The organism is Psychrobacter cryohalolentis K5, assembly GCF_000013905.1.
GTDB lineage: Bacteria > Pseudomonadota > Gammaproteobacteria > Pseudomonadales > Moraxellaceae > Psychrobacter > Psychrobacter cryohalolentis.
In genome coordinates, this window is record NC_007969.1 from 1,184,730 (window position 1) to 1,198,108 (window position 13,379).

At 42.8% G+C, this 13,379-nt stretch carries 10 protein-coding genes and 1 tRNA gene; 2 read left to right on the forward strand and 9 right to left on the reverse strand.

Annotation, left to right across the window (positions count from 1 at the left end; all coding sequences use genetic code 11):
• Positions 1 to 2 precede the first annotated feature (2 nt).
• Positions 3 to 1,313, reverse strand: a complete 1,311-nt coding sequence (gene urtA / locus PCRYO_RS05125) for an urea ABC transporter substrate-binding protein (RefSeq protein WP_041753445.1) — start codon at positions 1,311 to 1,313, stop codon at positions 3 to 5.
• A gap of 464 nt (positions 1,314 to 1,777) precedes the next feature.
• Here urtA and PCRYO_RS13480 point away from each other — a divergent pair, with 464 nt between their 5' ends.
• Positions 1,778 to 1,984, forward strand: coding sequence for a transposase (locus PCRYO_RS13480; protein WP_226939379.1), 207 nt, complete (start codon positions 1,778 to 1,780; stop codon positions 1,982 to 1,984).
• Between the two features lie 3 nt (positions 1,985 to 1,987).
• Here the strand turns inward: PCRYO_RS13480 and PCRYO_RS05130 are convergent.
• From PCRYO_RS05130 to PCRYO_RS05160, 7 genes are all read right to left on the reverse strand, one after another.
• A tRNA-Ile gene (locus PCRYO_RS05130) sits at positions 1,988 to 2,064 on the reverse strand.
• A gap of 82 nt (positions 2,065 to 2,146) precedes the next feature.
• Positions 2,147 to 2,950 (reverse strand): pteridine reductase, encoded by an 804-nt coding sequence (locus tag PCRYO_RS05135; RefSeq protein ID WP_011513335.1) that lies wholly within the window; start codon positions 2,948 to 2,950, stop codon positions 2,147 to 2,149.
• Positions 2,951 to 3,010: 60 nt separating this feature from the next.
• Positions 3,011 to 4,183, reverse strand: coding sequence for a tRNA nucleotidyltransferase (locus PCRYO_RS05140; RefSeq protein WP_011513336.1), 1,173 nt, complete (start codon positions 4,181 to 4,183; stop codon positions 3,011 to 3,013).
• A gap of 153 nt (positions 4,184 to 4,336) precedes the next feature.
• Positions 4,337 to 6,658 carry an NADP-dependent malic enzyme gene (locus PCRYO_RS05145; RefSeq protein WP_041753050.1) on the reverse strand — a complete coding sequence of 774 codons (2,322 nt, stop codon included), beginning with the start codon at positions 6,656 to 6,658 and terminating at the stop codon, positions 4,337 to 4,339.
• Positions 6,659 to 6,987: 329 nt separating this feature from the next.
• Positions 6,988 to 8,454 (reverse strand): protein adenylyltransferase SelO, encoded by a 1,467-nt coding sequence (locus PCRYO_RS05150; protein ID WP_011513338.1) that lies wholly within the window; start codon positions 8,452 to 8,454, stop codon positions 6,988 to 6,990.
• 273 nt (positions 8,455 to 8,727) lie between these two features.
• Complete coding sequence (locus PCRYO_RS05155; RefSeq protein WP_192941349.1) at positions 8,728 to 9,906, reverse strand: acyl-CoA desaturase; 1,179 nt, start codon at positions 9,904 to 9,906, stop codon at positions 8,728 to 8,730.
• A 449-nt stretch (positions 9,907 to 10,355) separates the two neighbouring features.
• A complete protein-coding gene (locus PCRYO_RS05160) occupies positions 10,356 to 11,084 on the reverse strand; it encodes a glycerophosphodiester phosphodiesterase (protein WP_011513340.1) in 729 nt (242 codons plus the stop codon).
• A 396-nt stretch (positions 11,085 to 11,480) separates the two neighbouring features.
• Here PCRYO_RS05160 and PCRYO_RS05165 point away from each other — a divergent pair, with 396 nt between their 5' ends.
• Positions 11,481 to 12,458: a hypothetical protein gene (locus PCRYO_RS05165; RefSeq protein WP_011513341.1), complete on the forward strand. Its 978-nt coding sequence runs from the start codon at positions 11,481 to 11,483 to the stop codon at positions 12,456 to 12,458.
• Positions 12,459 to 12,574: 116 nt separating this feature from the next.
• Here PCRYO_RS05165 and PCRYO_RS05170 read toward each other — a convergent pair whose 3' ends face one another.
• Positions 12,575 to 13,219 carry a cob(I)yrinic acid a,c-diamide adenosyltransferase gene (locus PCRYO_RS05170; protein ID WP_011513342.1) on the reverse strand — a complete coding sequence of 215 codons (645 nt, stop codon included), beginning with the start codon at positions 13,217 to 13,219 and terminating at the stop codon, positions 12,575 to 12,577.
• Positions 13,220 to 13,379: the final 160 nt, after the last annotated feature.

Genomic DNA, 13,379 nt, shown 5'->3' on the forward strand with positions numbered 1-13,379 from the left:
CCTTATTTAGGAATGTACTGACTCCATGGCTCAGCACGAATGACTTTTGGCGTTTTGCTGATCACATCGAACTGACCATCGGAACGGATTTGACCGATCATGACAGGCTTCCATAAGTGATGGTTTTCCTCATCCATTTTTAATGTATACCCTGATGGCGCGTCAAAAGTCTGACCTCCCATACTAATACGCACTTTGTCGACATTAGTGGTACCTGCTTTTTCGACTGCTTGTTTCCACATATTGATACCTACGTAGGTGGCTTCCATAGGATCATTGGTCACGACCTTTTCAGCATTCGGTAGCTTATGATCTAGCGCATATTTCTTATACTTTTTGGTGAAGCCGCTGTTGACAGGATTTTTAACCGACATAAAGTAGTTCCATGACGCCAAATGCCCTTGCAATAAGCTGGTATCGATACCACGAAGTTCTTCTTCTCCTACTGAGAATGCCATGACTGGGATGTCAGATGCTTTAATACCTTGGTTGGCAAGTTCACGATAAAAGGGTACGTTTGAATCCCCATTAATGGTAGAGATAACTGCCGTCTTTTTACCGGTCGAGAAGCTTTTAATGTTGCCCACGATGGTCTGATAGTTGCTAAAACCGAAAGGGGTGTACTCTTCCATGATGTCTTTTTCAGCGACGCCTTTAGACTTCAAGAAAGCACGCAATATCTGGTTAGTAGTCCGAGGATAGACATAATCGGTCCCAAGTAAAACGAAGCGTTCTGCACTACCACCCTCTGGACTCATTAAGTATTCAACGGCAGGAATAGCTTGCTGGTTGGGTGCCGCCCCAGTGTAGAAAATATTTTTTGACTGCTCTTGACCTTCGTACTGCACAGGGTAGAACATAAGACCATTTAGCTCTTCAACGACAGGCAGCACGGACTTACGTGACACCGATGTCCAACCTCCAAATATGACATCCACTTTGTCTTGAGTTAATAGCTGACGTGCTTTTTCAGCGAATAACGGCCAATCAGAAGCGGGATCTACGACGATTGGCTCTAGCTGCTTACCCAACACACCGCCATTGGCATTAATTTCATCAATGGTCATGAGAGCAGTATCTTTTAAGGATGTTTCAGAGATGGCCATCGTTCCAGATAAAGAATGCAAGATGCCAACTTTGATGGTGTCACCATCTGCCGCAGGGGTAGTAGCGGTCTCGGCCGTTTCGGTTTTTGTAGCTGTAGAATTGGTCTCAGCGCTAGTTTCTGCAGGTTTTTGACAACCTATAAGACTTAAGCTGCCGACAACAGCTACTGCTAGCAGAGACAAACGTGACGTCAATTTTGAGTCGATACGATGGTTTGTATTAATAGGAGTAGCAGTGATAAGCGTTGGCAATAAAGACATATATTTCTCCAAAAAGATAAAGTAGCAGCTTGGTAGGCCGAGTTAACAAACCATTCCTAACTGCTATTAATACTTCAATATTTATGCCATTCCAAAATACACAATAAACGCACCAATATCGGTCTTTTTAGGAGATATTGCACTTTTTTCGCACCATGATGGTTTTTATGATTTTCTATGCACCATAAGTGTCTAGTCTAAGAGGATTAAAACGATTACATTGAAAGAAGTGGGCTGCTAAGTTCAGAAAGCGTAAATAAGGGTGCTTGCAAAGCAAACCCCGATATTAATTAAGCCAATTGAGTACTCATAAAAGCAGCAAGGACTTGCTAAGACATGCCAGCATGTAGTGGCATAATAAATTCGGACAGCTGCTAAGAGGTTGTACTAAACAAAAGACGGAACATAGTATAACCAACAAACGCAATCAATACACCCGAGAATTCAAATTAGAAGCCATCAGCTTAGTCGTTGAACACAAACGTAAAATACCTGACGGTGCTGATTCATTGGGGATAGGCAAATCCACCCTCAGAGGTTTATCGCACACTTTAACAAGCCAGCTAAAAACACTAGACAACAAAAAACCCCATAAACATTGCGTTTACGGGGTTTGAATTTGGTGGGCCCAGTAGGACTTGAACCTACGACCAAAGGATTATGAGTCCTCTGCTCTAACCAACTGAGCTATGGGCCCTTTAGACGCACAATGATACCTGATTTTTATATATTTTCAAGTAAAAGTTAGCAGATAGGGCATACTATTTAATGAATTATCACTAATTACCACCAGCCAGCGTCAAACTTCGGCCTCCATCTACGGTTATTATTTCACCCGTCACATAACTGGCATTCGCCAAATAGAGCACGCTATGCGCAATGTCAGCAGGGATACCTATTCGCTGCATAGGAATGGAACCTATAATCTTACTTTGCTGTTGACTATCAAGCGCTTGATCGCTATCTGTATTGGGTAAAATATTGACCCCAGGCGCGACCCCATTAACGCGTACATCAGGCGCCATATCCAGTGCTAAAGACTGCACCATCATCCGATGGGCCGCTTTTGCCATATTGTAAACCGTATAATTGGCGAACGGCTTATCCTGTGCATGAATATCGAGCAAACTAATAATACAACCTTGTTGTTGCTTAAGATAAGGTAGTAGTGCTTGGCTTAACAACAAAGGCGCTTTGGCATTGGTCAACAGCAGCTCATCCCACTGGTCATAATTAATACTGCCAAGGGGAGTAGAGTAAAAGCGAGAGGCATTATGTACCAGTACGTTTAGTTGCCCAAATGCCTGCATGATAGTTTGGGTCAGGTGCTTGAGAGTGTCTGCCTGATTTACCACTGCCAAATCCGCGACAATAACCACAGCACTATGAGCGCAAGTATCATTCAGCACGTCTGCTAATGCATGTGCCTCTTGCTCACTATGATGACAATGGATAATGACGCGATAGCCTTGCTTGTGAGCCGCACGAACAATTGCAGCACCGATACGCTTAGCGCTACCAGTCACAAGCATAACAGGGGCATGAGTATCAATTGGCTGAGAAGTTTTAGTTTTTTGATTCATAGTAGCATTTTAATCAGGATATATTTTTAAGTTTTAAAAGGTCATTTACTCTATTTTTAGTCAGGCTGTTTGCGTTTGTAAATGCTCAATTCTGCATTGACGCAAGGCTTTACCAATCGCTGGACCTTTGAGACTTTGATCAATATCATTCATACCAATACTGTGAAAGCTATTTAATGCCAACATCATCTGACGGTGCTGTATAGATAACTGCAATACTTGGCTTGTGACCAAGAGCTGCGAGAGTTTTTCAGGCTCTTTATGGGCGCTGCAGGCTTGAATAAGATCAATTTTCTCGGCAGCACTGAGTTGGGTTATAACGCTTAATTTATCAGCTTGTTGTACGAACAAACTAGCAAATTGTGTTTGTGCCTTTGGTACTTTAGCCATATTACCTATATCGTTAATACTTTTGACCGCTGTTATGGCTTCAGTATGTTTGTTCTGAAATAATGATGGCTTAAGGCTAACCATTACTAGCGCCCAACGCTGCGATAGATTCAAGTGCATCTGACCGGCGAAATATAGCGATGTTTGCACTGTCTCTCGTAGCTGATCATCATTCCAAGCCTGATGTAACGGTGCAAAGTACTCTGCAAGGGCGCCGATATCAAATAGCTGTTGCCAGTATACCTGAGGGGAGAGCTGCATCATTGCACGGCTCGATTCTTGCCAAATACGCTCGCTACTTAAATGGGTAAGCTCTCCTGAAGCAACCAACTCACGCATCAAAACTAACGTGTCATCAGCAATAGTAAAGCCCAAATCGTAATAGCGGCTATAAAAGCGCGCCGTTCTCAGCACCCGTAAAGGGTCTTCGTTAAAGGCACTTGAGACATGACGTAGGGTTTTATTTTCAATATCCTGCAATCCGCCGTAGTAATCAATCACGTCACCACTTATCGGTGTATCGTCGGTTAAGCTAGTAACCTCTATGGCCATGGCATTGATCGTCAAGTCGCGCCGCTGCAAATCGTCTTTTAAACTAACGTCAATACTGGCATGCACGCTAAAGCCCTGATAGCCCAGACCTTGCTTACGCTCAGTTCGTGCGAGAGCATATTCCTCACGGTTCACCGGATGCAAAAATACAGGGAAATCTGCACCTACTTGCTGAAAACCTGCTTCAAGCATCTCAGTAACTGTTGCCCCAACGACAACGAAGTCTTTATCTTTAATAGGGCGCCCTAATAGCTGATCACGTACTGCACCGCCGACGAGATACACTTGCATAATATTCTCTTTATATTTACTACCAATTAACCTAAATTTTTTCAAAAAAAACCAGCCAATACTTTAAGCATTGGCTGGTTTTAGTATAGCAGACGGTCTCTATAAAAAATGCAAGAGACCGTGTAAATTGCGCACTTTACAGAGCATAATCAATTACTGTTTCTCGTTGTCTAAATCCTGAGCTTCAGTGACCGCAAGTGCCGTCATATTAACCACACGGCGCGCTGTGGCTGATGGCGTTAGAATATGTACAGGTTTGCTTGCACCTAACAAAATAGGACCGATAGACGCGCTACCGGTTGCTGTCTTAAGCAGGTTAAAGGCAATGTTCGACGCATCTAACGTTGGCAAGATAAGTAGATTTGCTGAACCTTTAAGGTTGCTCGAAGGCAAGTCATTGGCACGGATATGTTCGTCAAGTGCAGCATCACCTTGCATTTCACCGTCAAACTCAAAATCGACATTCATCTCGGTCAGCAGTTGATGTACTTTACGCATTTTGACAGCACTGGCACGATCAGAAGTTCCGAAGTTTGAATGCGACACCAAAGCCACACGTGGGGTAATGCTAAAGCGGCACAATTGCTCAGCTGCCAATACAGTCATCTCAGCCAATTGCTCAGCCGTTGGATCTTCATGGATATAGGTATCAGCAATAAAAATATTACGATCCTGCATAAGCACCGCATTCATCGCATAAAAATCATTAATACCTTCTTTTTTGTTGATTACTCCGCCAACATATTTTAAATGCAGCTGATAGTGACCGAATGTACCACAAATCATACCATCGGCATCGCCATTTTCAACCAAAAGAGCACCAATTAAAGAGGTCTTGCGGCGCACATCACGGCGAGCAAGCTCGATACTGACCCCAGTACGTTTGTTTTTCTCGTAGTAGCCTTTCCAGTAATCGTTATAGCGCGGATCATCATCAACATTGACAATAGTAATGTTCACGCCGTCTTTCAAGCGTAATGCTAGCTTGGCGATGTTATTTTCGATCACTGAGGGACGACCGACCAAGATTGGATAAGCCAACTGCTCATCGACGACCACTTGTACCGCTAATAGTACGTTGCTGTCTTCGCCTTCACAGTAAACGATACGTTTTGGATCTGCTTTTGCACGAGCAAAAATAGGCTTCATTACAAACGCTGAGTTATAGACAAACTCAGACAGACGCTGACGATAGGCTTTCATATCTGCGATAGGAAGCGTTGCAACGCCTGAATCCATAGCCGCTTTTGCGACTGCAGAGGCGATTTCAATGATTAGGTTTGGCTCAAGTGGTCCTGGGATCAGGTAATCACGACCAAAGCTTGGCGTACTTTCAACGTTTTTGACGTTGCTCATTGGCGTCGCTTCAACATGTGCCATGGCAGCAATGGCGCGTACGCATGCAATTTTCATTTCTTCGTTGACAGTCGTTGCGCCTACATCTAATGCACCGCGGAAGATATAAGGGAAACACAATGCGTTGTTTACTTGGTTCGGATAATCAGAGCGACCGGTTGCCATAATAACGTCTGGACGGACGGCATGGGCGATTTCTGGCATGATCTCAGGCGTTGGGTTAGCAAGCGCAAAGATGATAGGGTCTTTTGCCATACGGCGAACCATGTCTTCTGTCAATGTACCCGGCATAGATAAGCCTAGGAACATGTCGACATCATCCATCAGCTCTTCAATAGTCGTAGCAGTGGTTTCACGAGCATAGCGCTGTTTGGTTTCATCAAGGTTTTCACGGGTAGTAGAGATAATGCCACGTGAGTCTGATACGTAGATATTGTTTTTATTCACACCAAGGGCACAAATGATATCCAAGCAAGAAATCGCTGCAGCACCGGCACCAGAACAAATGATTTTAATATCTTCAATTTTTTTGTTCGTGATGATTAATGCATTAAGCATCGCCGCCGCAACAATGATTGACGTGCCATGTTGGTCATCATGGAATACTGGAATGTTCATACGCTTACGCAGTTCGCGCTCGATTTTGAAACACTCTGGTGCTTTGATGTCTTCTAAATTAATCCCACCAAACGTAGGCTCTAAAGAAGCAACAGCCTCAATGAATTTGTCCGGATCGTTTTGTGCAATTTCAATATCAAAAACGTCGATACCAGCGAACTTTTTGAATAGAACCCCTTTGCCTTCCATAACAGGCTTTGATGCCAATGGACCGATATTTCCCAAACCTAACACCGCTGTACCATTGGTAATAACACCAACTAAGTTGCTACGTGCGGTATATTTTGCCGCAAGAGATGGGTCTCTTTGAATCTCAAGACAAGGTACTGCCACGCCTGGTGAATAGGCGAGCGCCAGATCACGTTGGTTTGCCAATTGCTTGATAGGAGTAACTGAGATTTTACCAGGGCGAGGGAACTCATGGTAATGTAAGGCAGCTTGTTCAAACTGCTCTTTTTCCGTACTAGGGGTGTCCGTATTCAAAGTGATATCGTCATTCATAATAATTGCCATGGTTAGGATAAATTGGAATAAATTAAATGGTGATAAAAACTAATGCCTAATTCTCAATAACCATTGAATATGATCATGAGTGTACATTGATTGTTAAAGGGTACTATGCGGCGCTTAAATATCAGCAAAAAACAACAATAGCGCAAAATAGATAGTCTACATTATCGCCAATAATTTGCCTAGCTAAGGACTATGAACTGCGCACACAATATAATAAATTGATATTCATTATTTAGCTAGTTGATAATGCCAAAAAAATGACCCAAATATCAACCCTAAATGCAAAATATTTCAAAATATTACAGAATAAATATATATTAAGATGAACAGCTGATTGGCATTTGCGGTGCATGAGGCGCAGGCGGTAAGGTATCAAGGTCAATGGCGCTATCATGTAGCGTGTAAGGGCTAGCAAGCAACTCGAATACTCTATTTAGTTCTTTAAACTGTCCTTGCTCTGCGGCAACGATAACACGCTGAGCCATGCTGTTACGCAATACATAAATAGGATTGCTGGCTTGCATATCCTCAATTGCTTGAGTAATCGATACCTGCTTTACTTGTGCCAGATAACGGATCGACCATGCTTGCCAGACTTGCTGTGCTTCAGGATTCAGCTCGGCCGTCAGGGTTGCAAGCAACTGCTGCTCATAATGATGCTCATCCGGTGCGATTAATCCTAATAACGCTCGGAAACTATTGGTATAGTCGAGTAAACTATCCTCTAGCAGTGTCAACCATTCAAACGCTAAGCTTAAACTTTCACGCTGATGTGGCAACCCAAGCTTACGGCATAGCCCTTGCTGATAATGCTGCATAAAGGTCGCCTCATAAGGCGCTAGACAATCTGCTAACGTCTCGCGCGTCACACCGTCTAGACGCATAAAGTGCGGTAACCAAATATTTAGATTCCAATGACCAATAGCAGGTTGATTTTGATAAGCGTAGCGTCCGCTATGATCAGAGTGATTGTTGATCCAAGCAGGGTTAAAGCGTTCCATAAAACCAAATGGACCAAAATCTAGAGTACTGCCGGTAATAGACAAGTTATCAGTATTCATAACACCATGCGCAAATCCAATCAGTTGCCAATCAGCTATCATCCGTGCAGTACATTCAACCACCGCCTGCAAAAATGCTAAGACTGGCGTGTCACTATCACGGCACTCTGGATAATAAGTATCAATCATATAATCGGTAAATTCAGCGAGTAAGTCGGGCGCAAAGCTGGCAATCCACTCAATATGACCTAAGCGAATATGACTGTCAGCGACGCGCATTAAAGCCGCTCCTGCTTCTATTCGTTCGCGGCGCACTTTGGTATCTGATACCACAAATCCCAAGGCATTAGATGAGGCAATACCAAGCTGAGTGAGCGCATGACCACATAAATACTCACGAATGGTACTGCGTAATACTGCACGCCCATCGCCCATGCGTGAGTAGGGCGTCAAGCCTGCACCCTTTAGATGTAAATCTTGTAATTGATTGTTTTTATCGAGTACTTGCGCCATCAATAAGCCGCGACCATCGCCCAATTGCCCCGCCCATTGCCCAAACTGGTGACCGGCATACGCCATTGATAAAGGCTGAAATTCAGCTGGCACATACTGTCCGCCAAGTATTTCAACCCAACGATTCATCAAATCTGTATCTTCCGTCCAGCCCAGCTGCTCAGCAACTTGAATATTAAAATGACCGACACGAGGATTGTCTAATGGGTTTGGCAGTTGCTCATTATAAAGACGGGTGTCCAATTGAGCATAGGTGTTTTGATAGCGCATAAGAGCTGTTCCAATTTAAAGATAAAAGCTGGGAGAGGAGATTTAAGATATGAATAGAATAAACTCACTATAACATAGCCTTGATATAGCAGCATTGCACTCTGTCCGTCTCTTGTAAATCATGATTAATTATCACATCATTGTTTATCACACTATTATTTATTAATAGACATGATACTTAATACCGCACGAAAAAATCCCCCTATCTTTTACAGATAGAGGGAAGGAGAAACGTCACAATAAAATACTAAATAATCAAACAGTGATCAATGCTTAAGCCGCTTTTGCGCTTTCGCCAATAGAGCGAAATGCTGTTTTTAGGTTGCTGTTATGCGCCAATATTTTTTGTTCAATCTTGGCATAATCTTGCTTTAACTCATCTTCAACTTCATGCAAGCGATCAGCAAACTCGGTCTTTTTCAGCTCAATGGTTTTTGCTTTTAATGCTTGCCATTCTTCAACCGTTTGCGTAAAGGCATCATATTCAAACTTAATACGATCTTGGAAGCTTTTCATGGCATGAGGAATATCAATACCACTTGATGTGACCGTATCAATCTGCTGCTGCGCTGCTTTAAATTGCATTTGTACTTCAGCATGCTTGATAGTGGTGTCATCAACAGTACGTAACTCAGTAGTCAAACCTAGCTTCGATAAACCAGCGATGAGCCATTTGGTTGGATCATACTGCCACCATTTTACGCCATTACGATAATCGTACTGGAAGAAGTGATGATAGTTATGATAACCCTCACCCCACGTAAATAGAGCCAAGAAGAAGTTATCACGTGCAGTGTTGGTATCGGTATAAGGACGCGACCCAAACATATGACATAGCGAATTGATAAAGAAGGTAAAGTGATGCGTCAGTACCAGACGTAGCAAACCGACGATGACCAAAGTACCCCAAACATCACCCAATAACCAACCGATCGCGGCGACTGCACCGATGTTCAATGCAGCGACCCATAAACCGTAATATTTATGCTGAATTTGCAGCGTTCTATCTTTGGTCAGGTCAGGGATATTTTTATAGTCAAATTTTCCGCTAGGATAATTGCGTAGCATCCAGCCCATATGACTAAAGAAAAAGCCACGTTTCGCTGAGTACGGGTCTTCTAAGCGATCATCGACATGACGATGATGCGTACGGTGACCAGAAACCCAATCAAACGCTGAACCCTGTACCGCAAAGGTAGAACCTAGCAATAAAAAGTTTTTGACGATTGGATGCGCTTTATAAGCACGATGCGATAGTAAACGGTGATAACCTGCTGTGATACTGATACCCGTCCAAATCATAAACGCACCAAATACGCCCCAAACCGGTGCGCTGACTTGATGGGTGAACAGATACCATGGCGTAATAATTGCTGCAGCAATAGGCGTGGCTACCAGAATAGTTGCTGGAATCCAGTTAATCGGTGCTTTGGTAAACTCAAATTCACGCATATCGATACTGTCTACATCGGTAGGCAGTTCAGTCTGCTCAGAGGCGCTTGCATAGTTGCGTTTGGCAACTGGCATCTCATCGAGTGAGTTTTTTGCTTTATTCTCATCAAAACGTGTTTTAAAACGTGTGACTTGAATGCTGGCATTTTTGACAAATGTGTCACCAGATTTGATAGCGAAACGTAAGCCTTTAAGCGGTAAGCCAAGTGCTTTTTTTGCAATCATATAATATCCCTAACGGTATTAATTTAAGCGTCTATATTACCTTAAATACTTAGTAAAGTGAACACTTATACACTATAAAAATATTGCTAAATAACAATAACTTGTATGGATTATAGTAGGTGTTATAGCAAATAAGCCGTGACTTATCAGCTATAAGGTAAAAATGTAAGTAAAACAATAAATATGTACACCACCAAAGCGACTTTAGAAATAGGAGTAATGCGTTAAGGCAGTAATAAATAGCTTGGGTAATCTGTAATAATCACATCAACTTGCCAGTTTATAAGCTGCTTAATAGTCTCAATATCATTGACCGTCCATGCACTTACAGGTAAGTCATAGCGATGACAATGCTGTATGACTTCACGATTCAAAAGCGGATAGTGGATACCTAATTGCTTACAGCCAAGTTGTAAGGCAGTATTGGGAGCCTGTTTCAGTAGTTTAGGCTCTCGAATAAGCAACCCACGTGGTATATGCCTCATGAAAGTACTGCGTTGTAAATAGGCATGCAGCTCAACATCAAAGCTGGTTAGCACAATCGGTAGGCTAGCAAGGGGGCTATCAATGAGGTCACGCATCAAGGCTTTTACGAGTTTGGCATAATCAGTGCGACTATGGGTTTTAACCTCAAGCTCAATATAAGTATAGGTATTTAGAGCAGAAGCAATGTCAGGCAACGTGATAATTGGCTGACCAAACTGATGATGACGCTGTATTTCGCTCACATTTAGCTGATCTAGACGCGACTGCTGCGCGCACATGCGCTCAAGCGTTTCATCATGAAAAACGATGAGCTGTCCATCTCGGCTAAGTTGTACATCGAACTCTACACCTGCTAAGCCAGAGCTTTGCAAATTTTGCGCATATTCAAAACCTGATAAGGTATTTTCTAATGTTTCACCGCGCGCGCCGCGATGACCAAGTAGCAAGGTGTTCTTAAGATCTATCATAACCAGTGACCGTCACATATTTTGAGCATTATAATGTAAATATTATATCGTCTGTTATTAACTGCATCCAAAGCTATCACGTATCAAAGCGTATTGAATAGAGCATTTATAAAAATCTTATGCTGATAAAACTTTCTGTCATCATCTTAATATTTGTTTAAGTAAATATATATTTGTAGCTTTTTTGCAACTAAAGCTAGATTTCGGACACAATGTTGAACGTTATTTGTACATCAGTAGGCTACATGGATGACCATCTCCTGCAAACACCGTATAATAATGTGGTTTTCAAATCTATCGCAATGCCGGTTTCTGCTAGATTTGAGTTTTATAGTGTAAATGTCAAATACTGTCCGTGAGCGACGGTACGAATCAGTAAATTGGAGCAAAAGAGATATGAGCGTAGCAAATAAAAGTGTGAGCAAATGGTATAAAGTTGCTGGTATCGGCATGGTATGTGGTTTAGCGCTTGCTGGTTGTGATCGCTCAGAAAAAGACGATGCCGAAACGGTAGAAGTGACTGAGCAAGAAACACAGGTTAGTGAAAATGCTGCTGCCACGGCGGTGAGCTGTGATGATCCTATGGTCCAAGACCGCCTCAAATCCGCTTTGAAAAATACGCTCAATCAACAAGCCCAAACTTTAGCAGTCAGTTATGCCAACGATGCAGAGATTGGCTTAGGCAGCGGTGTGGTTTCTACTAAAGCAAACGGTATTATCATCGATATACAAAATGCCGCCGTGTTGCAAGCAACCAATGAAAATGGTCTGACTACCTGTCAGGCAAGCGTCAGCATGACTCTGCCAAGTGAAGACTTATATCAAGCCAGCCAAGTGCAGGCCGCTAATAATCAGCCAAGTTTGCAATCGCGCTTAGCCAATGACAATATTCGTATCAATAACAATATGCTCATTGATGATGCTTTTACCTATGTTGTTGGTACGCAAGGCGGTCAAGTACGTACACGTATCGCAGGACAGCCAGCATTATTAACAGTGGTATCAGAAGTGGTCGCCAGCTCAACGCTCCAGTCAGCAATGGAAGAGCAGCGCGCCCAACGTGGCACTCAGCAACCTGAACGCCGCCGTGAACCAGCACAGAATACACAGAGCAATAATAATACTAGCCAGCCAAGAGCGGTAACGCCAGCTGCGCCTGTGCGTCCAGCACAACCTGCTAAGCCACCAGTTGTTAATCAAAACAGTAGTCAAAATACAAAGACGCCAAGTAGCACTCCGTCAGCGCCAACACCTAGCACTACTGCGCCTAGTACAGTAACTCCTACACCTGCTGCTCCAGAAGCACCAAAAGCAACGCCTAAAGATGAAAGCATTGATATGGTCATTATTGAAGATAAAGAAGCAACTTATTAATCTTATTGCTACTAAATATCGATAAGCATCGTTTCAATATTTCAATTCAGTCTTTCAATAAAAAAACGCCTGCAACATATTTATTGCAGGCGTTTTTTTATGGTTCGTTAAATGGCTCAACTATCAGCGAATTTTTGTAATACTTGGCTGTCCCATAACACTTCAGAGACCTGTTCAGGGTCTGTGCAAAAACGTGCGGCGACAAAGAGCCAATCAGACAAACGGTTGATAAAGCTGACCGCTGTCGGTCGAATGGCTTGTGGCTGCGCTTGTCTTAGTAATACTGCTTGGCGCTCAGCGCGGCGACAAACAGTACGTGCCACATGCAACTGGCTGACCAATAATGAGCCTGTTGGTAAGATAAAGTCTTTTAGCGGTGGTAACGTTGTATTCATCGCATCGATCTGCTGCTCAAGCCAATCAATATGAATCGTATTTACGCCTTCATATTCTGGCATAGCAAGCTCACCACCGATATTAAATAATAAATGTTGAATAATCACTAAAGCTTGGGCAAAGTCGACTTCTTGTTTTGTTTGCAAGCGTTCAGGTAGCTGTTGGCTGTGACTTGAATTATTGGTTTGCGCACTTAACGCTTGAGTAAGCTGTGCACGTACCAAGCCAATGTGCGAGTTGAGCTCATCAATATCACCCATCACACTAAATAGGCTGTCCGCCTTACTGACGCGACTACCATCTGCCATGCCGGTACTGCCATCATCGCCAGTACGCGTATAAATTTTGCTTAAACGATTGCCCATATTTTTATCCTTAACTATCAATGTTTTTATCATTACAGAGTCTTACTTGCGCGCTCATTGTAGTATTTTACGAGCATTTTCGCTAAGATAATGGGTTAAGTTTTATATTGATGTTCTCTTTACCCTTGATTTATGCATGATTTGCTTATGTAAGCGCTTT